The sequence below is a fragment of the Azospirillum sp. 11R-A genome (assembly GCF_049472615.1).
Taxonomy (GTDB): domain Bacteria; phylum Pseudomonadota; class Alphaproteobacteria; order Azospirillales; family Azospirillaceae; genus Azospirillum; species Azospirillum palustre.
The window spans coordinates 375,868-400,923 of record NZ_JBCEBL010000002.1 but is presented as its reverse complement, the minus strand read 5'-3'; the positions used below and the strand labels follow the sequence as shown (position 1 = coordinate 400,923).

Here is a 25,056-nt window from a genome sequence, read left to right as displayed (position 1 = left end):
GCCGCAAAAGGGAGCAACCATGGCGCAGGACGAGATCTGGTTTCGCGAGACGCTGGAGTTCGCCAGGACCCTCCACCACGGTCAGGTCGACAAGGCCGGCGCCCCCTATTGGCTGCATCTGGAACGGGTGGCCCGCCGCTTGATCGAGCGGTTCCCCGACGCCACCAAGGCCCAGCTTCAGGCCGCCTTGCTCCATGACGCGATCGAGGATGCCGGCGCCACCGCGGACGATCTCCGCGACGCCGGCATCGAGGAGGAGGCCATCGCCGCCATCCGGCTCGTCAGCCGGAACCTCGATCCCGACGGAACCTATCTGGAGTGGATCGGACGGATCGCCGCCAGCGGCAACGTCACGGCGATCCGCGTCAAGCTGGCCGACAATCTGGACAACAGCGATCCCGCCCGCGTCGCCGCGATTGCCGCCGGCCCCCGGATGGTCGCGGAGAAATACGCGCCGGCACGGGCGATCCTCGAACGGGCGCTGTAGCCGGCCGGGCACCGCAGCCGGTCTGGCCGATGGACTGTGCCGGAGCGCCGCCTTACCCTGCACCCCGCCGCCGTTCCAGAGGAAGACAGCAATGACCGACCGCCAGCAGGCCCGCGCCGCCTTCGCCGACCTCCACAAGGACGGCTGCTTCGTCCTTCCCAACCCGTGGGATGTCGGCAGCGCCCTGATGCTGGAGCATCTCGGCTTTCCCGCGCTGGCCACCACCTCGGCGGGGTTCGCGTTCTCCTGCGGGCTTCCCGACACCGACTGGGCGGTGCCCTGCGCGGACATGCTGTCCCACATCGCCGGCATCGTCGGCGCGACCGGCCTGCCGGTGAATGCCGACTTCGAATCCGGCTATGCCCATGACCTCGACGGGCTGGCCCGCAACCTGCGGCTCTGCGCCGACACCGGCGTCGCCGGCCTGTCGGTGGAGGATGCCACCGGCGACCCGGCCAAGCCGCTCTACGAGTTCGATCTGGCCGTCGAGCGCATCGCCGCGGCGGCGGAGGCCCTGCGCGGAACGGGCGTCCTGCTGACCGCCCGCTGCGAAGCCGTGCTGGTCGACCATCCGGCCGCCATCGAGGAGGCGATGCGCCGGCTGCCGGCCTATGCGGCGGCGGGGGCCGACGTCCTCTATGCGCCGGGCCTGCGCACGCCGGAAACCATCCGGGCGGCGGTCGAGGCGGTGGGACCGAAGCCGCTCAACCTGCTGGTCTCGGCGCCGATCGGCCTGACGGTGGCGCAGATCGCCGATCTCGGCGTGCGGCGGATCAGCCTGGGCAGCGCGCTCAGCCGCGCCGCCTGGGGCGGCTTCCTGCGGGCGGCGCGGATGCTGGCCGACGAGGGCCGTTTCGACGCGCTGGCCGAAGCCGAGCCATTCGACGCCCTGAACGGCTTCTTCCGGACGCGGAACCGGGACGGTTGGATGAGCTGACAAACAAAAAAGCCGGCCCGCGTCAGTGACGACGCGGGCCGGCCCGATAGTGCGATGGAGGAGTGCGGTAGAAAGGCTGCGCCTTACGCCGCGTGATCGGTGATGAAGCCGGTGGCGGTGCCCAGGTTGGCGTTGTCGTGGGTCAGGTGCAGCAGGAAGTTCTCCGTGCCGTCATTGGTGTTGGTGCCGTTGATGTGGACGGAGACCGTCTTGGTGGTCTCGCCCGGCTGGAAGGTCAGGCTGCCATGGGCGGCGGTGTAGTCGGTGCCGGCCTTGGCGGTGCCGTCCTCGGTCGCATACTCGATGGTGGTGGCGGTGGTGACCGCCTTGGCCAGCTGCACGGTGAAGACCGCCTCGTCGCTGCCGGCGACGGTGCCGGAGTTGCCGGAGTTGGCGGCGAGGCCCGCCTTGATGATGTTCATCTTGGTCGGATCGACGGTCTTGTAGTCGTTCTCCAGCAGGCCGCCGACGTCGCCCGATTCCGGCGTCCAGGCCCAGTAGGTCCAGTTCATGCCCTGCTGGCCGGCCGCCAGATCGCTCTTGCCGTCCAGGTTCCAGTCGCCGTTCATGTACTTGATCAGCGTGCTGGCCCAGGTCTGCTCGGCGGCGCTGGTCATCTGGCCGCCGAACTCGCCGACCAGGATCGGGGCGATGTTGTTCTTGTAGATGTAGCCCCACATGCTGTCGTACTGGGCCGGCAGGTTGTCCGGATAGCTCGGATCCGACAGCCAGCTGAACTGCCCGACGCTCTGGCCGTAGGCGTGCGGCGAATAGACCAGCTTGTTGGGGGTGTCGAACTCGATGGGATGGGTCTTCACGCCGGCCAGCGTGCTGCTCCACTCCGTGCCCTCGACCAGCAGCAGCCAGTCCTTGTTGACGGTCTGGATCGAGTTGCCGATGCGCTCGGCCGCCGCGGCCCAGTCGGTGGCCTGATTGCCGTCACCCCAGGTGGCCGACACGCTCGGCTCGTTGTGCAGGTCGGCGCCGATCACCGCCTTGTTGCCGGCATAATGCTGGGCCAGCATCTTCCAGTCTTCGATGACCTTCGATTCCGGGTTGTTGTCGGTGTACCACAGCCCGTGCTCGTTGGTGCCGGCGCCGCCGTCGTTGCGGTGGTGGTCGAGGATCACCTTGATGCCGCTCTTGCCGGCATAGTCGATGACCTTGTCATAGACCTCCAGACGGGTCAGGCCCTTCAGGTCCGGGTTCTTCGAATAGTCGATGCCGTTGGTGACCGCGGTGCTGTCGAACATGTCGTCGGCCCAGGTCAGGCGGATGACGTTGAAGCCCAGGTCCTTCATGCTGTCGATGTGGTGCTGGTAGCTGTCGGCCCACAGGCCCGACGGCACGTAGTTGTAGCCCTCGCCGCCGAACCAGTTGACGCCGGTCAGGCGGACGTTGTTGCCGCTCTCGTCGACGATCTGGTTGCCGTTGGTGTGCAGGAAGCCGTTGATCGAGCTGCTGCTCTGCACCATGCCCGGATCGGCCACCGTGACGTTGCCGACCTTCAGCGACAGCGAGGTGTCGCCGCCCGTCGAACCGCCCGTCGTGCCGCCGGTGGACCCGCCGGTCGCGCCGCCCGTGGCGGTGCCGCCCTTGCCGGCATCGGTGGAACCGCCCGCCGAGCTGGTGGAGGCGGTGAAGTGGCTCGCATCCAGCTTGGCGGTCAGCGTGGCGTCCCAATAGAGGTCGGTGGTGGCGCCCAGATCGGCGCCGTCGGCGGTACGCTGGACCGACATGGCGGCGTCGGTGGCCGCCACGGTCTTGCCGTCGACGCTGACGCTGTGGACGTACAGGTTGCGGTCGGCGCCGTCGATCATGGCGTCGTTGTCGTACTTCACCTCGACCGCGTGGGCCGTGCCCTGCGTCAGGTCGGCGGTGAACTTGTAATCCTTGGCGTCGGTGCTGGTCGCCGTGCCTTCGCCGATGGCCTTGCCGTCGACCAGCACGGTGAAGTGCGCGCCCTCGCCGGCGGCGGCGCTGCCGGCGGCGTTCACGGTGATGACGTTCTGCGCGGTTCCGGCGGCCGGGGCGGCGGGGATGGCGGGAGCAGCCGGGGCGGCGGTCTGGGCGCCGCCATAGTAGTTGGCGGGGGTGCTGAAGGTCAGCGCGCCGTCCCACCACATGGCTTCCTGGCCGGCCTGCGTCGGCGCCGGGGCGGCATCGTCATGGCGCTCGTAGATGGCGTCGGTCGGCTTCAGTGTGTGGCCGTTGACCTCGATCGACTGGACGTAAAGGTCGCGAAAGGCGCCGGTCGCGGTGTCGTTGTCGTAAACGACCTGAATCTTGTGCGCTGTGTTGGCTGCAAGGTCGGCGGTGAAGCTGTATGCCTTCGACGAGGCGTCGGCCGCATTGGCCGAACCGACCTCCTGACCATCCACCAGCAGCTTGAAATGCGGTGCGACGCCATCCTGGGACTGGCCGTAGGCGTTGACGACAATCTTGCTCGGCGAGGTGGTCGTGCTCATGACTTCGATCCTATGTCCGTTGCGTTGAAGCCATGCTGGGGCTCCAATGGTTAACGAAACCTTTCCAAATCCGGTTAACTTTTCTCGAACCTTGTGGCAAATTTGGCCCAGATCGTCACAGGGGTGTTCAAGGGGGAGGGATCAGGTCAGCGCACTATATCCCATCATGGTCACAGGCTTCGCCATCATGACGACAGTCTTCTTTTAATAACGCCAATATCTACTTTGCCTTTGCTGATTTTGCACAGTTGATCTCAAAAGACATAGATGGAAGTATCCGATACACTTCCCACATATGCGCATCATTCTTTCAAAAATACCGCGAGATGATTGCAGATGTGATCCATAAATACTGACACATTCGGGCACTGGATTGATAGACACCTGTCAGGCGGAATTACAGCCTTGGGGGTAGGTCAAAATCGCAAACGGCCTTTTTTGCCTGCAAAAAAGTTAACATTCGTGAGGGCGCGGTGTCGCGCGACCGCGGCGTTAGACGATTTGTTAAAGGACTATATTCCTTTTTGGCCATGACGTCGTCCGGGCGGCGCAATCCGGCGTCACTCCGGGACAAGGGCGGCGGCCCGACGCTCCCGGTCGCATCCGCTCCTGGACAGTTCCGCCTTCACAGTCGCCCTGTCCGCCTCGCTGCGGTTCTGGCTCATCTTCCGCTTGGCGTCGATCCGGGCGATGGGCAGCCGCACACCGACGATGCCGCGCAGCTGCGCCCGGACGAAGTCGGGCGGAGCATCGCCGACGGCCCAGGGCTGCGGGCGCGAGGACTCGTGACGGTCGGTCAGCCGCGTGACGACATCGAGCAGCCGGTCGGCATCCTCGAAGAACTCGACCGGGCCATAGGCATGGACCGCGACATAGTTCCAGGTCGGAACGACCTTGCCGTCCCGGCTCTTGCCCTCGTACCAGGACGGGGTGACATAGGCGTCCGGCCCCATGAAGATCGCCAGGGCGTCGGCCGCCGGGGTCTCCCGCCATTGCGGATTCGCCTTCGCCACATGCCCATAGAGCGTGCCCATCCCGCCCTCGTCGGCGGCGAGGAACAGGGGCAGGGGGGTGCACAGCAGCCCGCCGGTCCCGGTCGTGACCAGATTGGCGAGCCCGGCGGCCCGCATCGTCTCATGGATGAAGGGCAGGTCGGTTTCGCGGAACGCGGCTGGGATATACATTGGGGCCTCCCTGTCGGGATAAGGTTTGTCGGGATGGAGTTTCCGCGAAAACTGGCCCACACTGAACGGCCAGTTTCCCTCTTTCTGACCGGTCCAGTCGATGCCCACGCTTCCGCAGCCGGATGGGGTCCGGACCATCGCCTCCCGGATCGTCAACGCGATCAGGGCCCAGATCGCCGACAGCGTTTATCCGCCCGGCTCGCGCCTGCCGTCGTCACGCGCGCTCGCCGCCGACCTCGGTGTGTCCCGCACGACGGTGACGGCCGTCTATGAGCAGCTCGCCGCCGAGGGCTATCTGGAGGTGAGGCAGGGCGCGAGGCCACAGGTCCCGGAAGGCCTGAGACTGGCTGGCCTGAGGCCCGATGGCTTGAAACGGGGTGACCTGAAGACGGTGTCGCCGGACACCGGCGCGCCTCCGCCCCGGCTCTCGCAGTTCGGGCGTCGGCTGGCCGGCCTGCCCATGCCCGATCCACCCGGAACCGGCGCCCCCATCATCGATTTCCGCTATGGCGAACTCGCCGCGTCGGACTTCCCGGTCCTTCCCTGGAAGCGGGCCGTCGATGCCGCCATCCTGTGCCGTCCCACCCGCCTGCGCTATGGCGATCCGTCCGGCTCGCCCGAACTCCGCTCGGCCTTGCAGGCCTATCTCTGGCGGGCGCGGGGGCTGCGCTGCGATCCCGACCAGATCGTCGTGGTGAACGGGTCGCAGCAGGGTCTCGACCTGTGCGTGCGGCTGCTGCTCGATCCCGGAGAGCCGGCGGTCGTCGAGGACCCGTGCTATGCGGCGGCGCGGGACATCCTCGCCGCCACCGGCGCCCGGCTGATCCCGCGGACGGTGGACCGGGAAGGCATGCGCACGGAACGGCTGCCGCCCGCCCGTCTGGCCTATGTGACGCCGTCCCACCAGTTCCCGCTCGGCAGCGTCATGTCCGTCAGCCGCCGCCGGGATCTGCTGGCCTGGGCGCAGTCCTGCGGGGCCATTGTCATCGAGGACGACTATGACGGCGAATACCGTTTCGACGTCGCCCCCATCCCCACCCTGCAAACGCTGGACAGGGCCCTGGATGGCGCAGGACGCGTCATCTATCTCGGCACGGTGTCGAAAACGCTCTCGCCGGCCTTGCGGCTCGGCTATCTCGTGGTTCCCCGGCCGTTGATCCAGCCCTTCCGCGCGGCGAAGCGGCTGGCGGACCGCCACACGCCGGCCCTGGAACAGAGCGCCCTGGCGAACCTGCTCGCCAGCGGCGCCTATGAACGGCACGTCCGCCGGGTGCGGCGGCGCAACGGCGAACGGCGCGCCGCTCTGCTGGCCGCCTTGCGGACAAGGTTCGGCGACGGGGTCAGGGTGGACGGCGCCGAGGCCGGACTGCATGTCGTCGCCTGGCTCACCCGCTTCCCGCTGGAGCGGGAGGCCATGATCGTGTCGGCGGCACGGGCGGCGGGTGTGGGCGTCTACCCCATCACCCCGCTCTACGACCCGTCATCCCTGTCCGGCCGCCCGGATTCCGACCGACCGGACCATCCCGGTCTGGTGATCGGCTATGCCGGCCTGGAGGACCATGAGATCGCCCAGGGGATCGAACGGCTGGGCGCCGCTCTCGACTCCCTGGCCTGATCCTCGGCCCGATCCCCGGCTTGATCTCTGCCCGATGAGGGCGCGCCGCTCAGCGCGCCTCGACCATGCCGATGAACTGCGCCAGTTCCGGCGTGGACGGCCGGTCGAACAGCTCGGCCGGCGGTCCCTGTTCGGCGATGCGGCCGCCATGCATGAAGACCAGCCGGTCGCAGACCTCGCGGGCGAAGCGCATCTCGTGCGTCACCAGGATCAGCGTCATGCCCTCTTCGGCCAGCTTGCGCACCACCCCCAGCACCTCGGCCACCAGCTCGGGGTCGAGCGCCGAGGTGATCTCGTCGCACAGCAGAACCTTGGGCGCCATCGCCAGAGACCGCGCGATGGCGACGCGCTGCTGCTGGCCGCCCGACAACTGCGACGGATAGGCATCGAACTTGTGGCCCAGCCCGACCTTGGCCAGCGCCGCTTCCGCGGCGGCGCGGGTGGCGGCCTTGTCCTGCTTCTTCACCACCTTCAGCGCCAGCATCACATTCTCGCCGGCGGTCAGATGGGGGAACAGGTTGAACTGCTGGAACACCATGCCGACCTTCTGGCGCAGCGCCCGCAGGTCGATCTGGCCGGGATCGACGCATTCGCCGTCCACCTCGATCACGCCGCCGTCGATGCGCTCCAGCCCGTTGATGCTGCGCAAGAGCGTGCTCTTGCCCGATCCGCTGCGGCCGATCATGGCGACGACCTGTCCCTCCTCCACCGCCATGTCGACGCCCTTCAGCACCTCCACCGGGCCGAAGGATTTGCGGATGGCCGACAGCTTCACCAGGGGCCTTCCGGTGGCCAGCCTGCCGGTGGGGGACGTCTTAACGGGCGACATTGAGCTTCCTTTCCAGCGCCTTGGCCGACAGCGACAGCGGGTAGCACAGGGCGAAATAGATCAGCCCGACCAGCCCATAGACCAGGAAGGGCTGGAAGGTGGCGTTGGTGATCATGGTCCCGGCCTTCGTCACCTCGACGAAGCCGATGATGGAGGTCACCGCCGTGCCCTTCACCACCTGCACCGAGAAGCCGACGGTCGGCGGCACGGCGATGCGCAGGGCCTGCGGCAGGATGACGTGGCGCATCTGCTCGGGAAAATTCAGGGCGAGGCTGGCCGAGGCCTCCCACTGGCCCTTCGGCACCGCCTCGACGCAGCCGCGCCAGATCTCGGCGAGATAGGCGGCGGTGAACAGCGTCAGCGCGACGGCGGCCGAGGTCCAGGCGGTCGTCTCGATGCCGATCAGCGGCAATGCGAAGAAGACGATGAACAGCTGCATCAGCAGCGGCGTGCCCTGGAACACCTCGATGAACAGCTTTGCCGCGATGCGCAGCGGCGGCACCGGCGACACGCGGGCGACCAGCAGCAGGAGCCCGGCGATCCCGCCGGAGACGAAGGCGATCAGCGACAGCAGCACCGTCCAGCGCGCCGCCAGCAGCAGGTTGGACAGGATGTCCCACAGGGTGAACTCAAGCACGCGACACCCCCTTGGCGAACATCCGCTGCCCCATCAGGCTGAAGATCCAGCGCAGGGCCACCGCCAGCGCCAGATACAGCGCGGTCGCCAGGAAATAGACCTCGAAGGGCCGGAAATTGCGGGACTGGATGAAGTTGGCGGCGAAGCTCAGCTCCTCCGCCGCGATCTGCGAGCAGACCGACGAGCCCAGCATGACGATGACGATCTGGCTGGTCAGCGCCGGCCAGATCTTCGCCATCGCGGGCCCCAGCACGACATAGCGGAAGATCTGCGGCCCGGTCATGCCCAGGCTGGCCCCGGCCTCGATCTGGCCCTTCGGCGTCGCCTCGATGCCGGCGCGGATGATCTCGGTCGAATAGGCGCCGAGATTGATCACCATCGCCAGCACCGCCGCCTGCCATTCCGCCAGCCTTATGCCCAGCGACGGCAGCCCGAAGAAGATGAAGAACAGCTGGACCAGGAAGGGCGTGTTGCGGATCAGCTCGACATAGGCGCCGACGACGACCGCCAGCAGCTTGACGGTCGAGGTCCGCGCCGCCGCCCCGCCGATGCCGAGTGCCACCCCCAGCACCGTGCTGACCGCGGTCAGCGCCACGGTGGTCGCCACCCCGTCCACCAGCACGGGCGTATAGTCCAGCAGGGACGAGAAATCGAAACTGTAGGCCATCCGAAGGTCCGTCGCGGAGAATCTCCCTCTCCCGCCCCGGGAGAGGGAAGGGGCCCAAGCGCAGCTTGGGAAGGGTGAGGGGTGCTCCAAGGATAAGGGGATCCATGTCCGGATCGCCCCTCACCCTCCCCACGCCTTCGGCGCGGGTCCCCTCCCTCTCCCGGGGCGGGAGAGGGCAGCCTTACGTCACAGATCCTTCGGCAGCGGCGCGTGCAGCCACTTCTTGGCGATGTCGTTCAGCGAGCCATCGTCCTTCACCTTGGCGATGATGGCGTTGACCTTCTCCAGCAGCGGACCCTCGTTCTTGTTCAGCCCGACGAAGCAGGGGGAGTTCTTGACCAGGAACTTCAGGATCGGCTGGCGCGGCGGGTTGCGCTCGAAGATGGCGGCGGCGACCACGTTGCCGGTGGCGACCAGCTGCACCTGACCTGACAGGAAGGCGGAGATGGTGCCGTTGTTGTCCTCGTAACGGCGGACGGTGACCTTGTCCGACACGATCTTCGACAGCTCGATGTCCTCGACCGAGCCGCGGGTGACGCCGACGGTCTTGCCGTCCAGATCCTCGACCTTCTCGGCCTTGATGTCGTCGGGACCGAAGACGCCGTTGTAGAAGGGGGCGTAGGCGGTGGAGAAGTCGATGACCTTCTCGCGCTCCGCATTCTTGCCCAGGCTGGAGATCACCAGATCGACCTTGCCGGTGGTCAGGTAGGGGATGCGGTTGGTGCTGGTCACCGGCACCAGCTCCACCTTGGCGCCCATTTCCTTGGCGATCAGGGTGGCGGCGTCGATGTCGTAGCCGACCGGCTTCAGGTCGGTGCCGACCGAGCCGAAGGGCGGGAAATCCTGCGGGACGGCGACGCGCAGCACCTTCTCCTTGGCGATGCGCTCAAGCGCGTCGGCTTTTGCATATGTCGGGGCGGTGGCGGTGAGACCGCCGGCCAGAACCGCCGTGGCAAGGCCGAGAGCACCCAGAATCTTCGCGAACCGCATGGCACCTGATCTCCGAACCGAAAGACGATGGACCCTCCTTTTCAAACCATGTGCCACTTTCGTCCTACGAATTCAGGTGTGCCGCAAAGGCGCGGGAATGTTACGATTATCCCGCCAACGCAAGGAACCGTTACAGATGTAACACCGCTTTGGTTGCATCCCGGAATTCCATTTTTTGTGCAAATGCCGAAGCCCAGAGGCGATCAGCCCATGAAACAGGCAATTCACGCCGCACAGGCCCCGGATGGACCGGAGGCAGGCGAACCGTCGCTGACCGCCCGCATCCGCAACCGCTATGGCGACCTCAGCCCTATGGAGCGACAGCTCGCCGATGTGATCCTCGCCTGTCCGGGCGAGCTGTCGGGCTATTCGGCGACCGAGCTGGCCGGCCGGGCCGGCGTGTCGAAGATGACGGTGTCGCGTCTGGTCCGCCGGCTCGGTTATGCCGGCTTCGAGGCGGCGCGTCTGGCCGCCCGGCGCGGCGGCGACTGGGGCTCGCCGCTGTTCCTGCTGCCGCCCGGCGGGCCGGGTCCCGCGTCGGCAGCGGTTTCCGACGGCGATCCCGCGCCGCTCGATGCGCATTTCCAGCGCAGTGCGGAGGCGCTCGCCGCCACCGCCCGCCAGACCGACCCGGCGATGCTGGCGCGGGCGGCCCGCGCGCTCGCCGACGCCCGGCGCATCTGGGTCTGCGGCGCCCGCAACAGCGCCTTCCTGGCCGGCTATGCCCGCTGGCAGTTCATCCAGGTCCGCGGCGAGGTCCACCAGCTGGCGGCCTCCGGCGAGACGATGGCGGAAACGCTGGCCGACCTCGCTGCCGGCAATCTGGATTCGGGCGATCTGGAGTCGGGCGACCTGCTGTTCCTGGTCGGCATCCGCCGCCGCCCGCCAGCCATCGTCCGCCTGCTGCGCATCGCGGGGGAGCGCGGCATCCCCACCATCCTGATCGCCGACAGCCATTCCGCGCTGGAGGCCCCGCCGCCGCCGCTGACCTTCCGCTGCGAGACGCGCAGCCTCGCCGCGCTGGACACCCATGTCGCCGCCCTGGCGGTGATCCACGCGCTCGCCGCCGAGCTGATCCCGCTGACCGGCGAGGCCGGCCGCGCCCGCATCCGCGCCATCGAGGATCTGCATGAGCGGTTGGGGGAGCTGTGAGGGATGCCAAAACCACCCTCGCCTTTTCAACCGCGTCAGGACGCCCCCTTCTCGCTGCCGATCCAAAACGCTGACGAATGAGCGGACAACCATTCACCGCATTGTTCTTGCGACCATCCCACCGTTGGATCCGTTCGATCCCGTTGCCATCAGACTCGCCCCATTCTGCGAAAAATCCGCAATTCTTTCCCAATTATCGGTAGAGGTCATGTAGTACACATTAGATCATACATGAGTATGACAACGCCTTGCTGGTGAATTCTTCTTTGAATCCCACGAAATTCGTCATATAATTCTAAAGTTTAGGCTTTAAAGGTTTTCATGAAAATGAAAATGAAGTACTGGTGCAAACAGGCCATTGAAGATCAAAATGAACACCTTAACAGCCATATTTATGCCAATTATCGACATACTCTTACATCAGGATTGATATCATCAGATGGCCGTAATTCTCTGACAATATCTTTGGAGAATTTGACCCCTCGCTTGTTGGGGACAGGCGGGATGGTCGAGGGTGGGCTTGCAGGGCATTACATCGACCTTGCACAACACCTCCACTACAGAGACAATCTCAAAGAAGACTTAGGAATCGATGTAGATTTTCGCCTTGCAAGTCCCAATAATTTCGGCAAAAAAGGTCAGATATTCGCAAATCTGCGCATGGAACCAGTTAAACCTCGGCCCAGCGCAACTGTGGGTCAATTGACTCCCAACTCGAATGGGGCGGCAAATGCCAATTCGGGGAAGGCTCTGATCTCGGCAGAAATGGCACCGCGGCCGCAGGTCAATGCACCAGCCATTCGCTGGCTAACGGCCCGGGATGTGCTTCTGAAAGAGTTGAGCAAGGCACATGAGATCGAAACCTCACTGGATCCGCTGAAATTTTTCCGAACTCTTGTTGCATTACTGGGCCTCAAATCCCGCACAAGGCCGCCTGAGACCGAAACGGTCTATACTCTCAACCTGTTTCGCCTGCTTGAGGACAGTGTTTTGCATCGCCCGCACGCTGCCAGCACTGGCTATCCAGACCGGCATTGCGGCGACACACCCTTCCACGATTTCGGCGCTACCGTCGACAATCGTAACGGCCAAGCCGCTCTGCCGGAGGCGATTGCTTTCGCAACGGACATCGAACAAGTTGTCCCGCCCGATGCGGAATATCAGAGATTTTCGAAGGATATCGCACCCTATGCTTCCTGGATATCAGGTCTGGGGGACGGCGCGATCACGGCGACGCTCAAGACCGCCGAAGTGCATGCCGGAGAGATGGCATACGTTGATATGCAGCCAAAAATTATCGAGCGTCTGGGAGGATATTCCGAATTATGCGATGCTGTTGCGGCAGGCCTTTGCTCGGGGTGTAAAGGAGAGGAATCCATGGGGGATGCGGCATGAATCACCCTGCTGATACGGAACGGACCCCGGAGAAGCGCTGCTATACGCGACGAGGCGCCCTATTCGCCGATCATGTGCTTGCACTTGGAGCGGAGGGCTTCTCCAAATGGCTGACCGACTCGTTTGGTGGTGAGCCCCCGGCACCGCGCGCAGGGTGGTTCCATTATGACGACGATGCCCTGTTTTCCGACGCGTTCGCCGAGGTGGCCCCGGAGTTCGGCCAAGACGTTCTAGCTATTGCCGGCGACGGAGTTCGCAGGGCGATCAAGGAGTTCGATCACCAGCAGGGAACCTATATAGGGCTTTACATTCTCACCGCTCTTGCCGAAACACTTGAAATCACGGAAGCCCTTCCAGACCTTGCGAAAAATTTCGAAGCATGGCTCCCGTCCAGCAATGATGCTTCCAGAAAGCCGGAAACGGTTGGGCAAATCGTCGCCTTCCGCGAAACACTGGAATGCTGCTTTCGGTTACTTCTTAACTCTGTCAATGGCGCCAGAAGATCGAGGCCAACTGTCAGCTGGGCGAATCTCGCGGATTTCAAAGCTCTTTGCTCATGGTCGCATGATGTCCTTCTGAACCACTCCGATTCGCGGGATCTCACGCCTGCACATGCGCCCCTCTACTTTTTAGCACTGACATCAGCCGCTCTAAGTAACGACTCCGGTGCAATCACGACATTCGGCATACGTCTCAAAAACGGTGACTGCACCAAAAGGACCCCTTTCGATATATTGTATACCTTCGAATCCCCGACTGATCTAAAAGCCCGATACCCTTACAATCTTGACGAAATACTGAGGCTCAAGGATCCGTTCTTACAAAGCCTGAAGGGCGACATTTTGCAGTCTGAGCGTAGAAAATTAATCCGCAAAGATATGCCGGGACACTATTTTACTGCGTCTGCTACGCAAGGAAACATACCCAGCGCCACAGAAGCGACCCAATACCTGAAAGCATTGCAGGATTGGGACAAATGCGGCTTCGATCAACTGGCGGCATAAGGATTACCCCATGATTACCTCTCTGTTCCGGTCTGACCAAATCGAAGACACGATTAAGCGGTTCGCCATTGCTACGCAAAGGCGCATTAATATCGCATTTCGGTTCCGCAATGCTCTTCACGCTTTTCTGCGCGATGTGGAGCGGGCGCAATGGGAAGATCCACCCGTCAAGATCCTGGCTGTCGATACATCGGAAATCATTTCAGCCGTTAATTATGGTAGCTCTAATTTTTCAGCATTCACCTTCGGTGGCCTTCTGTCGGATGCGCCACAACGGAACAACCCCGGCACTGCGGACGGCGACCGAAGCCGTCTTGCTGAAGAAATCGAACTAAAGACACTCGATCGCCTTATCCTTCAGCATCTGCTTGAAGGGAGAACTGACCGCTTCCTGCTTCTCGACGACCATGCGGATGAGGTAATGATCATCCGCAATGCTCTGATGCGGGATCATCAAAAGCATCGAGAAATGGTCGAAAGCGCTCTTCTTGAGAATTTCGGCGGTTTTACTATCGAGCATCTGGAACGCGTTCGTTCTTGGATTCAAGGCAACCGTGAAGACGCGTTACGAGAAGAATGGCACCGTTTTCGCAGACACTTCTTGCCGAATTGGCGGGACAGCATGCGTGATACGTTAAACAAAAATACAAAATCTCTGAATTCGATTGATGATCTTATCAGTAATGCAAAATACGTCTTCACACGCCCTCAATCCGCTGGCGATCATTCTCTGGTGTCTGCCTTGGCAAGGCAGCACCGTATTGATTTCGATTGGACCAGATACGAATCCTATACGGAACGCCAAGATGTCCAAAAACATTACGGCGACATCTGTGATATTGTCGATCAAGTTGCTGTGTCCATTCGCAAGAAAAGACCTCAAGACTTGGTTGATCAGGCAGCGCGAAGAGATGCACATGCCTTTGCCCAGATGCATCTACTGAACTGCTTCTTTCATGAAGAGCGTATCAACGCCCGCGTCGAATTGGTTACACGTAGCCCGACCTTGCATGACATTATTGCGGCGCTCCCGCCGGGACATATTCGTGTAACTTTACGCCATCCGCTGCTGATGCCCGACATCTATCGCTTCGACGCCGAAGCACTGGCGGCGATCGGGGGCGTGCTGCAACGGGTGGATGGCCTTATCAGGCCCTATATGGACGATGTGGCGATAGACGCTGGTGAAAATGCCAAGTTCAAACAGAACTTGAGCAGTATCGAGGATGAGAAAGACCTTCTCAAGCAGGTTGCCACCGCCGCACGCCAAGCCATTCCCTTGCTGCGTGACGTCTTGACGGTTCAGCAGGGCCTGGAACAGAGTCAATCCTCTTTTAAAACGATCATTCGTGAGACTGTCACAATTGATGCCGACCCCTCGGCGGAGGAGGAAAATCTTATTCAAGAAAAAATCAAAGATATTTTTGAAATTCTTTCGCGCGGCTTACGAGAGCGAAGCGATCCATTCTCGAGCAGTGCTATTCGCGATTTGGCTGATCAGAACAAGAAACTCATCGCGTTCGAGCGTCGCCGAACATTCGCCCAAGATGACACTTTCTCTGTCCGACTGTTATATTTTAGTAGCAACGTCGACAGCCAAAAGAGCGACTCCGACGTTTCCTCTAAAAAGCCAGTTGAAAACTGTCGGCCAATCCCGGAATTGCGCTATGCTGTGCGGCCCGTCGGCCCTGCATTCGGCCGCCTCTTCCATCTCTACTCCGAAAGTATTGCTAAATTCTTGGAGGAGAAGCGCAGGGAGATTCCGGATAACGATACGATTTTGAACGGTTATTCACCAACAGAAGTGCCGCTTCGTGTAGATTTTGTTCTCGACCAGCTCGACATATCCATTGATAAACTTAGAGAAAAAGAAAAAGGGTCCAACGCCGAAAAGTCAAAAGCTGACGCCGACGAGATTGTTTACCATCTTGGGGCAACATTACTGGCTTGCCTGGCATTTGCCAGCCGCAGAAAATTTGAGACTGCGATAAATATAGCATCAACAATTCTGCATCATATCATTGAACAGATGCGACGTGGATCTCTACCATATGATGCTGGAAACCTACGGCGTTACCTTGCCTATCGCGAACTTTTTCTTTTCAGACATTACTGCGAACGCTGCGTCGCCATGGACGAATATTTCTCAACCCGGCGCAGCTTTAACGACAGTAAGGGTGCTGTGCCGAAGAATTTTGCCCGTGCTCAGCGGGATCTCGACTTCGCGGCGTTCATGTCCGAGGCGGCTGAACGCTGCCATAGTGGCTATTCTAAATTCGTTGACGTGCCGCCGGCTGGAGCGAGTCATTTCAAGGATTTCAGACTACGCCTGACGCATACGGCGAGCATGATCGATCAGTATCTGATTCTGGCCATGGCGACAAAGGAGATTCCGCCGGAAAGTGATTGGCTCAAGCTTGAGTTCGAAGCAATGCGAAGCCGACTCGATATCTGGACGGCGGCCGGACTGGTCAAGGAATCGGTCACCGATGCCTTCTATGCGCGAGAACAGGTCAAGCTCCTTAAGTCAGGAGAAAGCGCGGCTCATAACAGCATAACGCGACGTTACTTTGCCCACATCGAAGCGCGGGCACTTCAAAATGCACTGACAATATTTATGATTTTCATGACATTTCGGATTGCACCTGAGATGCACCGGCTTTGGCATGTACGCCGCACGCCTTCTCCCGAGCGCATCTTGGTATTCCGAGACTGGAAAGAATGGTGGGAACGTTATAAAGAGTTGCGGAAAGATTATGGATTTTCTATGCGGATTGCCGATATCACCGATAGGTTTTTAAAATGCCTGGAAGAAATAGAAACCATGAGAAATCAAAGAAATTCAATGGAAAAGACCAATTCAGAACACAAGTATTTCCTTGGAAAACTTTATGATGATTTAGGAAAATACACCAAAGAAGGTGGTGGAGAGGAAACTTTTGTAAAGATAATGGCAACGCAAATCAGGAAAAGAACGCAAGAGCTTATAGAACCCATTTAACGACAACGACGTTACACGAGACGTTCGGCGGTAGGCGTTGGCGACGATGGAACATCGCATGGTGTTTCACCCCGGTCCACCCCCCATCCCCTGCCTGCCGCCTTGCTTTCCGGCGGCAATCGCGACACCCTGGTATGGCACGCGAACGGTAGACGGGCTTCCCCCGTCGTCGCCGCTCGCGCCGCTGACCAGTCACCACGCCGTCCTCCCATGGTGGCCGCCCCGGCGGCGCACCGGACGGCCCAGCCAAAAGAGGACGGCCCCCGCGGCCGGAACCATATGCGCCGTCATCGCCGCGCCAAGATCGTCGCCACCGTCGGACCGGCCAGCAACTCGCCCGAGATGCTGAAGACCCTGTTCCTGGCCGGTGTCGACACCTTCCGGCTGAACTTCAGCCACGGCACCCACGACGACCACGCCAAGGTCCACCGCGCCATCCGCGAGCTGGAGGCCGAGGTCGGCCGCCCCATCGGCATCCTTCAGGATCTCCAGGGTCCGAAGATCCGCGTCGGCACCATCCGCGACGGCAAGATCGCGGTATCCACCGGCGAGCAGATCCGCTTCGTGCTCCAGGGGACCGACGGCGACAAGCGGTCCATCCCGCTGCCGCACCCGGAAATCTTCGCCGCCATCATGCCGGGCCACCATCTGCTGATCGACGACGGCCGCGTCCGCGTCGAGGTGACCGAGCTGGGCGACGACTGGATCGAGGCGAAGGTCGTCGTCGGCGGCATCATCTCCAACCGCAAGGGCGTCAACCTGCCGGGCACCGTGCTCGACCTGTCGCCGCTCACATCCAAGGACCGCACCGACCTCGCCTTCGGGCTGGAGCTGGGCGTCGACTGGGTCGCCATGTCCTTCGTGCAGAAGCCGGGCGACATCCTGGAAGGCCGCGGCCTGATCGGCGACCGCGCCGGCATCATGGCGAAGATCGAGAAGCCGCAGGCGCTGGAGAAGATCGACGACATCATCCGCCTGTCCGATGCGGTGATGGTGGCGCGCGGCGACCTCGGCGTCGAAATCCCGCACGAGGACGTGCCCGGCCGCCAGAAGGAGCTGGTGCGCGCCTGCCGCCTCGCGGTGAAGCCGGTGATCGTCGCCACCCAGATGCTCGATTCGATGGTGTCCGCCCCGACCCCGACGCGGGCCGAGGCGTCGGACGTGGCGACCGCCATCTATGACGGCGCCGACGCGGTGATGCTGTCGGCCGAATCGGCCTCGGGCCAGTATCCGGTCGAGGCGGTCACCATGATGGACCGCATCATCCGCTCCACCGAGCAGCACAAGCTCTACCGCTCGCTGATCCAGGCGACCCATCCGGGCGAGGAGCACACGCCGCCGCACGCGGTGGCCGCCGCCGCCGCCGATCTGGCCGACACCCTGCATTCCTCGGCCATCGTCGCCTTCACCTCCAGCGGCACCACCGCGGCCCGCATCGCCCGCAAGCGGCCGGAGGTGCCGATCCTGGCGATCACCCCCGACACCGCGGTGTCGCGCCGGCTCTGCCTGCTGTGGGGCGCCCACAGCGTGCTGTCCGACGACATCCGCACCTACGAGGAGATGGTCGACCGCGCCATCGCCATCGGGCGCTCGGAGGAGCTGGCCGGCAAGACCGGCACCCTGGTGGTCGTCGCCGGCATCCCCTTCGCCCAGGCCGGCACCACCAACAACCTGCGCGTCATCCACATGGACGGCAAGGCCTGAGGCCGCAGCGGAGCGGCGGCACTCCCGCCGCTCCGCCGCATCTCACCGTTCCATCTTCGTCGACAGCACGATGGACGACATCGTCCGCTCCACCCCCGGCAGCCGGCCGATGGCGTCCAGTGCGGCGTCCATCGCGTCATGGGTTTCGGTGCCGACGGTGGCGCACAGATCGTACTGCCCGCTGATGCTGTGCAGCCGGAGAACCTCCGGCATCTTGCGCAGGGCATGGACGGCGCGGTCGGCCAGCCGGGCATTCACGCTGATCATCACCAGCGCCGACACGCCGCGCCGCGGCGCCGGGTCGCCCAGCTTCACGGTATAGCCGGAAATCACGCCCTGCCGCTCCAGCCGGGCGATGCGGTCCTGCACGGTCGAACGCGACAGCCCCAGCGCCCGGCCCAGCGCCGCCGTGCTGGTGCGGGCATTCACCGTCAACAGATCGATCAGCCGGCGGTCGAAATCGTCCATGATGGTCCGTCACAGCAGGGCAGGGCGCAGCATAATCCCCTCTCCCGTTGCGGGAGAGGGGATTATGCCCCCCTTACCCCTCGCAGCCCGCCTGATAGCGCTTCATGGCCGCCCGGATGTCGTCCGGGATCGGCACGGCGGCGAAATCGTCCAGCGAGGTGGTGACCACCGTCAGGCTGCCCGACAGCCGGACCTGCCCCTCATGCTCGCCGTTGATGCGCAGCTGGAGCGAGCTGCGGCCCAGCCGCTCCAGGAGGACGCCCAGCGTCAGCGTGTCGCCCATCCGGCTGGGAATGACGAAGTCGCATTCGGCATGCACGATGGGCAGGCCCAGGCGGCGCTGCAGGATCATCGTCGCATAGTCGATGTCCAGCCCCTGGGTGAACCAGTCCTCCACCGCCCCGTTGAACATGTCGAAATAGACCGGGAAATAGACGATGCCGGCCGGGTCGCAGTGGGAAAAGCGAATGGGCCGCTGCACCCGGAAACAGCCCGCCGGCAGGGGCCGGTGGCTGGCGTGGTCTTCGGCATGGCGCGTCCGCTCGCTGTACTCAGGCATCTCTCGGTCAATCCTTGTTCCGCTCCGGTCGCCTGACATATGGGGATGCCCGGTGCCTTGCGGTCGCCGCGTCTCGTTCCGGCGGCAAACAGTTGTAGCTATTCCAAACAATCCGGGAAAAGCACCTTTCGTTCAACGGCTTCCTTCATCAATAAGGGAAATCCGCAAGTTTCGTAGCCTGCGCTGTTGCGGAAATGCTGCACTGCAATCACGACAACGGCCGCAACAGGGCCCCAGCCCCGATGTCCGCAATTTGTCGCGGATTCCGCTCTTTTTAGGGCAAACATCACACAAAGATCCCGCAGCACCCCGCCATCCTGCGTCCCGCATCCGGGTTCAGGCCCAAAACGGACATCAGGCCCCGAAAGCCGGCCCCCAAGCAACGGCCAAGGCAGACGGGCACATCAGGCGAGGACACCGAACCGATGGCCACTTCCGCTACCAAGATCGTCGTGAACGCGCTCGGCAAGGCCGCAGGCGGCGTGAACGCCCATTTCACCCTGCTGGTCGACGGCCAGAAGGTGGGTGAGGGCGCCGCCGGCACGACGGCGAAGGATTTCGTCTTCACGCCCGTGCTGACCAGCGACGTCGCGCACAAGGTGCAGATCCAGTACGACAACGACGCCGTCATCAACGGCCAGGACCGCAGCCTGACCGTCAACAGCATCAGCATCGGCGGCAAGACGATCGCGCCGACCGCCGGCATCGTCAGCTACGACAAGGGCGCGCTGGACGGCAAGGACGTCGTCGCCGGCCAGTCGAACCTGTGGTGGAACGGCACGCTGGTCGTCAACGCCGACAAGAGCTATTTCCCCACCGCCGTCACCGCGACGCCCGCAGCGGGCACGACGGCCAAGGACACCATCGTGGTGAACGCCTCCGGCACCCCGGCGGGCGGCGTCAACGCCCACTTCAAGGTGCTGGTCGACGGCAAGCAGATCGGCGAGGGCACCGCCGGCACCGCCGCCAAGGATTTCAGCTTCACCGCCGACGTCGCCGACCGCGTCGCGCACAAGGTGCAGATCCAGTACGACAACGATGCCGTCATCAACGGCCAGGACCGCAGCCTGACCGTCAACAGCATCTCGATCAACGGCCACAAATACGCCGCGACCGACAGCGCCGTCAGCTATGACAAGGGCGCGCTCGACGGCAAGGACGTGATCGCCGGCCAGAAGGGCATGTGGTGGAACGGCACGCTGGTGGTGAACGCCCCGGCCTCCGATTTCCCGGCCGGCACCACGACGACCCCGACCACCCCCACCACGCCGACGACGCCCACCACCCCGACCAATCCCACCCCGACCGGCCCGGCCTTCTACGTCGCCACCAACGGCAAGGACAGCTGGTCGGGCAAGCTGGCGGCGCCGAATGCCGACGGCACCGACGGTCCCTTCGCCTCGCTGCAGAAGGCCCAGTTGGCGATGCGCGCCGACCCGAACATCGACACCACCTACATCCGCGGCGGCGACTACCGCCAGAACGGGCTGTGGCTGGACGGCCAGGACAGCGGCGTGCATTTCGTCGGCTACGGCAGCGAAAAGGCGGTGATCCACGGCGGCTCCAACGCCACGGTGTCCTTCGGCCTCGGCGGCGCCAAGAACGTCACCATCGAGGGGCTCAACTTCGCCGACGGCGTCGTCGGCGGCCACTATGTCTACGCCGACAATGCGGCTGGCCTGACCTTCTCCAACAATGTGGTCAAGGGCGGCGGCTACGGCATCACGGTGCAGAACAGCGCCAACAGCAAGGTCACCGGCAACCAGTTCGACAACACCGGCGCCGAGTCGATCTTCGTCAAGGCCGGCTCCAACGCCACGCTGGTGTCCGACAACCTGATCCGGCATCCGAACGCCGCCGACCGCGGCGACGCCGGCATCTGGATCAACGGCAGCTCGGACGTCAAGGTCACCCACAACCAGATCGAGAACTCGCCGGAGAAGGCCATCGCCGTCGGCTCGGTCCAGACGGACGGCAGCGACGCCGCCTACCGCGTGACCATCTCCTACAACAAGGTGATCAACGCCAACCTCGAGTCCAACGACGGCGGCGGCATCTACCTGATCAACCGCCAGCAGGATCTGGCCAACCACACCGTCATCAACAACGACGTGTCCGGCACCACCGCGACCAACCCGTCGAGCAGCGTGGCGAGCTGGGGCATCTATCTCGACGACTGGACCAGCGGCACCACGGTGAAGGGCAACGTCGTCCACGACAACATCGGCGGCGTCTTCCTGCATGGCGGCTGGAACAACACGGTCACCGAGAACGTCATCGCCGGCAACAGCGGCGCCCAGATCGGCCTCCAGCAGGATGTCGCCTGGAGCGGCTGGAAGGGCCACACGATGACCAGCAACGACATCTCGGGCAACGTCATCGACGTGCGCGAGGGCACGGCCGTCCACATCTACGGCCCGGCCAATGTCGGCAACCTCCACAACAACTTCTACAGCAGCCTGAACACCGCCGAGAAGGAGTTCGACGCCTGGCCGCAGGTGATGTCGAGCGGCGCCTGGGGCACGCTGTCGAACTGGCAGGCCGCCGGCTACGACAAGGGCTCGGTGATCCTGAACCCGGCCTTCGTCAATCCGGGTGCGGACGATTTCAGCCTGGCCTCGAACTCGCCGGTCTACGGCCTGGGCTTCGACCACATCGCCTACAGCGACATCGGCCTGTTGCACGCCTGATCCTGCCGTCTCACGACAAGATCCCCTCTCCCACGACTGGGACATATCCCCTCTCCCCCCCGGGGAGAGGGTTAGGGTGAGGGGGTCGCGCGGCGAGGATCCTCAAGCGTCGCGCAGTCCCCATTCTCCACCAAATCCTCCCCGTGCATCCCCCTCACCCCGACCCTCTCCCCGCTTTCGGCGGACCGAAGGTCCGCCTGTCGCGTCAGCGCAAACGAAGTTTGCGCGTGAGCGGGGGAGAGGGGGGAACCGCCTCATAAGCGAAATTCTCCCCCCAGACCTATCACCTGCGGCCGATAAGCCCCCGGCTGGAACCTTGGGTTGGGCGGGGCGTTATGGCTTTCGAAAAGTCGCCCGATCCGACACCGGGCGTATCTTGAAGTGAAGACCGACCGCCCCAACCTGTCAGTCGTCATGCCGCTCCCGCCTTCCAAAAGGAACGCTGGCGTCATCCTGATAAAAACGACGGATGACCCGCCCGCGATGCAGATCTCTGCAAGGGCGGCACGCCGCAGGTCTGTCCGGCATCCGGCCGGCGGCCAGCCAATATAAGAGGAAACCATGGATCGCCGCGAAATCTGGATGAACGACCCGGAGCTGAAGGCCGCCTACGAGGCGCTCGGCCCCAATTTCCGCCGCGAGGTCGAGCAGGCGCAGAAGCGCCGCAGCCAGCAGACCCTGCAAGGCGCCGCCATCGCCTCGCGCAGCAACCGTTCCGCTTCGAGGTCCCAGCCGGTCACCGTCGTCCGCCGCTGATGCCCGATTTTCACGCGTGAGAGGGCCTGCCCCCGGACCCGCGTGACCCCAGATCTGCATGACTGCCGCTGGTTCTGCGGAGAAAGACGGACCTAAATTCGGCCTCCCGCCGTTTCACCCGTCTGTTCCCCCCGCGTCCGGCCCGTCCAATGCCTTCCAACCGTCCGCTCCACCCGCTGCCTCCCCGGCTAACCCAGGGGCTGCGCCGCCCCCGCCATGTCTGGATGTCGCCCAGGAACTGGCGTCGGCGCCTGCTGTTCTGGTCCGGTGCCGGCGTGGTCGGTCTGGTCGCCGTGCTGTTCGCCCGCGCCGCCGATTACGCCCAGCAGCTGTTCCGGCTGGCGGAGGCGGCATCGCCCTGGCTGCCCTTCCTGCTGACGCCGCTGGGTCTGGCCGTCTCGGCCTGGGTGGCGCTGCGGGTCGTGCCGGGATCGCAGGGCAGCGGCATTCCCCAGGCCATCGCCGCCCGCCATGTCCAGGATCCGGCGGTCAAGCGCCGGCTGCTGTCGCCGCGCATCGCCGTGGGCAAGATCCTGCTGACCCTGGTCGGGCTGGCCTGCGGCGCCTCCATCGGACGGGAGGGGCCGACGGTGCAGGTCGGCGCCTCGATCATGCTGATGGCCGGCTCCCTCGCCGGGCTGGGGCGGGAACCGGGGCTGATCCTGGCCGGCGGGGCGGCCGGCGTCGCCGCGGCCTTCAACACGCCGCTGGCCGGCATCGTCTTCGCCATCGAGGAAATGGCCCGCAGCTTCGAGCGGCGGACCAGCGGCCTCGTGCTGGTCGCGGTGGTGGCGGCCGGTCTGGTCGCCGTGGCCTTGCTCGGAAACTACGCCTATTTCGGCCACACCGCCGCCTCGGCAAGCTGGCAGGACTGGAAGGCGGTGCTGGCGACCGGCCTCGTCGGCGGTCTGGCCGGCGGCGGCTTCAGCAGCCTGCTGCTGTGGCTGTCGCGCTGGATCCGCTGCGGCCTGGGCGGGCGGATTGGCCGCCATCCGGTGTTCGTCGCGCTCGGCTGCGGCCTCGCCCTGGCCGTCATCGGCACCGCCACCGGCGGCCTGACCTTCGGCACCGGCTACGAGCAGGCCCGCGCCGTGCTCGACGGGGTGGAGACCCTGCCCTGGTACTACGCCCCGGCCAAGCTGCTGGCGACCGCCCTGTCGGGCATCTGCGGCATTCCCGGCGGCATCTTCTCCCCCTCGCTGTCGGTGGGGGCGGGCATCGGCTCGATCATCGGCGGGCTGCTGCCGGGCACCTCGCTGGAGGCGGTGGTGCTGCTGTCGATGGTCTCCTATTTCGCCGGCGTCGTTCAGGCGCCGCTGACCGCCGTCGTCATCGTGACGGAGATGAGCGCGTCGCCCGACATGCTGCTGCCGCTGATGCTGAGCGCCGCGCTTGCCACCACGCTGTCGCGTCTGGTCTGCCCGCACTCGGTCTACCACGCCATGGCCGACGCCCTCCTGGCGGTGCTGCGGACCGACGAGGCCGGCAAGCCGGCCCCGCCCAAGGCGGCGGCGATCCCCTCGCCCTGACCTGACGCCCCGGTAAGCGCCCTCAGTAAGCGCTGGCCCGGTCCAGCTGCGCGATGTCGTCGGCATCCAACCGCAGCCGGGCGGCGGCGATCAGGTCGCCCATCTGCTCCGGCTTCGACGCGCTGGCAATGGGGGCGGTCAGGCCGGGCCGCGCGATCAGCCAGGCAATCGCCACCTGTCCCGGCGTCGCCCCATGCCGGCCGGCGACCTCGTCCAGCGCCGCCAGGATCGCCCGGCCGCGCTCGTTCAGGTATTTCGACACCACCCCGTTGCCGCGCGCACTCTTGCCGACATCCTCCGCCGAGCGGTACTTGCCGGTCAGGAAGCCGGCGGCCAGCGAATAGTAGTTGATGACGCCCAGCCCATTCTCCCGGCAAATCCCCTCAAGCTCCGCCTCGTAGCCTTCGCGGCTGTAGAGGTTGTATTCCGGCTGCAGGGTCTCATAGCGGGGCAGGCCGGTGCGGGCGCTGACCTCCAGCGCCTCGCGCAGCCGGGCCGCGGTCAGGTTGGAGGCGCCGATGGCCCGGACCTTGCCCTGGTCGATCAGCTCCTTGTAGGCGCCGAGCGTGTCCTCGAACGGGGTTTCGGGATCGTCCCAGTGCGACTGGTAGAGGTCGATGCGGTCGGTCTGGAGCCGCTTCAGCGAGTCTTCCACCGCCGTCCGGATCCAGGCGGGCGACAGCCCCTTCTTCCCCGGCCCCATCTCCGACCCGACCTTGGTCGCCAGCACGATGCGGTCGCGGTTGCCGCGGCTCTTCATCCATTTGCCGATGATGGTCTCGGACTCGCCGCCCGTGTTGCCGGGGGCCCAGGCCGAATAGACGTCGGCGGTGTCGACGAAGTTGAAGCCGGCATCGACGAAGGCGTCGAGCAGCCGGAAGGAGGTGGCCTCGTCGGCGGTCCAGCCGAACACGTTGCCGCCGAAGCAGAGCGGGGACACAGTCAGGCCACTACGACCAAGCGGGCGTCGATCCATTGCATCGT

At 64.0% G+C, this 25,056-nt stretch carries 20 protein-coding genes; 11 read left to right on the top strand and 9 right to left on the bottom strand.

The window, feature by feature from the left end; genetic code table 11:
• Nucleotides 1-19: 19 nt before the first annotated feature.
• Both VH569_RS05450 and VH569_RS05445 read left to right on the top strand, forming a co-directional pair.
• Entirely contained in the window at nucleotides 20-487 is a 468-nt protein-coding gene (locus VH569_RS05450; RefSeq protein ID WP_423314470.1) for an HD domain-containing protein, read from the top strand.
• A gap of 91 nt (nucleotides 488-578) precedes the next feature.
• Complete coding sequence (locus tag VH569_RS05445; protein ID WP_423314469.1) at nucleotides 579-1,424, top strand: isocitrate lyase/PEP mutase family protein; 846 nt, start codon at nucleotides 579-581, stop codon at nucleotides 1,422-1,424.
• 83 nt (nucleotides 1,425-1,507) lie between these two features.
• On the opposite strand, the gene VH569_RS05440 is transcribed toward VH569_RS05445, so the two are convergent.
• Together VH569_RS05440 and VH569_RS05435 are read right to left on the bottom strand one after the other, a co-directional pair.
• Entirely contained in the window at nucleotides 1,508-3,892 is a 2,385-nt protein-coding gene (locus VH569_RS05440; protein ID WP_423314468.1) for a cellulase family glycosylhydrolase, read from the bottom strand.
• A gap of 560 nt (nucleotides 3,893-4,452) precedes the next feature.
• Complete coding sequence (locus VH569_RS05435; RefSeq protein ID WP_423314467.1) at nucleotides 4,453-5,076, bottom strand: FMN-binding negative transcriptional regulator; 624 nt, start codon at nucleotides 5,074-5,076, stop codon at nucleotides 4,453-4,455.
• A gap of 100 nt (nucleotides 5,077-5,176) precedes the next feature.
• On the opposite strand from VH569_RS05435, the gene VH569_RS05430 reads away from it, so the two are divergent.
• Complete coding sequence (locus VH569_RS05430) at nucleotides 5,177-6,691, top strand: PLP-dependent aminotransferase family protein (protein WP_423314466.1); 1,515 nt, start codon at nucleotides 5,177-5,179, stop codon at nucleotides 6,689-6,691.
• Between the two features lie 49 nt (nucleotides 6,692-6,740).
• Here VH569_RS05430 and VH569_RS05425 read toward each other — a convergent pair whose 3' ends face one another.
• The 4 genes from VH569_RS05425 to VH569_RS05410 all read right to left on the bottom strand — a co-directional run bounded on the left by VH569_RS05425 (nucleotide 6,741) and on the right by VH569_RS05410 (nucleotide 9,814).
• On the bottom strand, nucleotides 6,741-7,520 hold the full coding sequence (locus VH569_RS05425; protein ID WP_423314465.1) for an amino acid ABC transporter ATP-binding protein: 780 nt from the start codon (nucleotides 7,518-7,520) through the stop codon (nucleotides 6,741-6,743).
• Nucleotides 7,507-8,157, bottom strand: a complete 651-nt coding sequence (locus VH569_RS05420) for an amino acid ABC transporter permease (RefSeq protein ID WP_423314464.1) — start codon at nucleotides 8,155-8,157, stop codon at nucleotides 7,507-7,509. The genes VH569_RS05425 and VH569_RS05420 overlap by 14 nt, the downstream gene beginning before the upstream one ends.
• Nucleotides 8,150-8,824, bottom strand: a complete 675-nt coding sequence (locus VH569_RS05415; protein WP_423314463.1) for an amino acid ABC transporter permease — start codon at nucleotides 8,822-8,824, stop codon at nucleotides 8,150-8,152. Before VH569_RS05415 ends, VH569_RS05420 begins: the two co-directional genes overlap by 8 nt.
• Nucleotides 8,825-9,010: 186 nt before the next feature.
• Nucleotides 9,011-9,814, bottom strand: coding sequence for a transporter substrate-binding domain-containing protein (locus tag VH569_RS05410; protein ID WP_377811750.1), 804 nt, complete (start codon nucleotides 9,812-9,814; stop codon nucleotides 9,011-9,013).
• Between the two features lie 210 nt (nucleotides 9,815-10,024).
• Here VH569_RS05410 and VH569_RS05405 point away from each other — a divergent pair, with 210 nt between their 5' ends.
• The 5 genes from VH569_RS05405 (at nucleotide 10,025) to pyk (ending at nucleotide 18,070) form a co-directional block, all read left to right on the top strand.
• On the top strand, nucleotides 10,025-10,966 hold the full coding sequence (locus VH569_RS05405; protein WP_423314462.1) for a MurR/RpiR family transcriptional regulator: 942 nt from the start codon (nucleotides 10,025-10,027) through the stop codon (nucleotides 10,964-10,966).
• A gap of 327 nt (nucleotides 10,967-11,293) precedes the next feature.
• The gene (locus tag VH569_RS05400; RefSeq protein ID WP_423314461.1) at nucleotides 11,294-12,361 is read left to right on the top strand and encodes a hypothetical protein; all 1,068 of its coding nucleotides are present in this window, start codon (nucleotides 11,294-11,296) and stop codon (nucleotides 12,359-12,361) included.
• Nucleotides 12,358-13,365 carry a hypothetical protein gene (locus VH569_RS05395; protein ID WP_423314460.1) on the top strand — a complete coding sequence of 336 codons (1,008 nt, stop codon included), beginning with the start codon at nucleotides 12,358-12,360 and terminating at the stop codon, nucleotides 13,363-13,365. The genes VH569_RS05400 and VH569_RS05395 overlap by 4 nt, the downstream gene beginning before the upstream one ends.
• A gap of 10 nt (nucleotides 13,366-13,375) precedes the next feature.
• A complete protein-coding gene (locus VH569_RS05390; protein WP_423314459.1) occupies nucleotides 13,376-16,366 on the top strand; it encodes a hypothetical protein in 2,991 nt (996 codons plus the stop codon).
• Between the two features lie 279 nt (nucleotides 16,367-16,645).
• Nucleotides 16,646-18,070 carry a pyruvate kinase gene (gene pyk / locus VH569_RS05385; protein ID WP_423314458.1) on the top strand — a complete coding sequence of 475 codons (1,425 nt, stop codon included), beginning with the start codon at nucleotides 16,646-16,648 and terminating at the stop codon, nucleotides 18,068-18,070.
• A gap of 42 nt (nucleotides 18,071-18,112) precedes the next feature.
• On the opposite strand, the gene VH569_RS05380 is transcribed toward pyk, so the two are convergent.
• Both VH569_RS05380 and VH569_RS05375 read right to left on the bottom strand, forming a co-directional pair.
• Entirely contained in the window at nucleotides 18,113-18,538 is a 426-nt protein-coding gene (locus VH569_RS05380) for an Lrp/AsnC family transcriptional regulator (protein WP_109453031.1), read from the bottom strand.
• Nucleotides 18,539-18,611: 73 nt separating this feature from the next.
• The gene (locus VH569_RS05375) at nucleotides 18,612-19,097 is read right to left on the bottom strand and encodes an acyl-CoA thioesterase (protein WP_423314457.1); all 486 of its coding nucleotides are present in this window, start codon (nucleotides 19,095-19,097) and stop codon (nucleotides 18,612-18,614) included.
• A gap of 425 nt (nucleotides 19,098-19,522) precedes the next feature.
• On the opposite strand from VH569_RS05375, the gene VH569_RS05370 reads away from it, so the two are divergent.
• From VH569_RS05370 to VH569_RS05360, 3 genes are all read left to right on the top strand, one after another.
• Nucleotides 19,523-21,787, top strand: coding sequence for a carbohydrate-binding domain-containing protein (locus tag VH569_RS05370; protein ID WP_423314456.1), 2,265 nt, complete (start codon nucleotides 19,523-19,525; stop codon nucleotides 21,785-21,787).
• A gap of 561 nt (nucleotides 21,788-22,348) precedes the next feature.
• Nucleotides 22,349-22,543, top strand: coding sequence for a hypothetical protein (locus VH569_RS05365; protein WP_376966383.1), 195 nt, complete (start codon nucleotides 22,349-22,351; stop codon nucleotides 22,541-22,543).
• Between the two features lie 149 nt (nucleotides 22,544-22,692).
• Nucleotides 22,693-24,072 (top strand): chloride channel protein, encoded by a 1,380-nt coding sequence (locus VH569_RS05360; RefSeq protein ID WP_423314455.1) that lies wholly within the window; start codon nucleotides 22,693-22,695, stop codon nucleotides 24,070-24,072.
• A gap of 22 nt (nucleotides 24,073-24,094) precedes the next feature.
• On the opposite strand, the gene VH569_RS05355 is transcribed toward VH569_RS05360, so the two are convergent.
• On the bottom strand, nucleotides 24,095-25,048 hold the full coding sequence (locus tag VH569_RS05355) for an aldo/keto reductase (protein ID WP_423314454.1): 954 nt from the start codon (nucleotides 25,046-25,048) through the stop codon (nucleotides 24,095-24,097).
• Nucleotides 25,049-25,056: the final 8 nt, after the last annotated feature.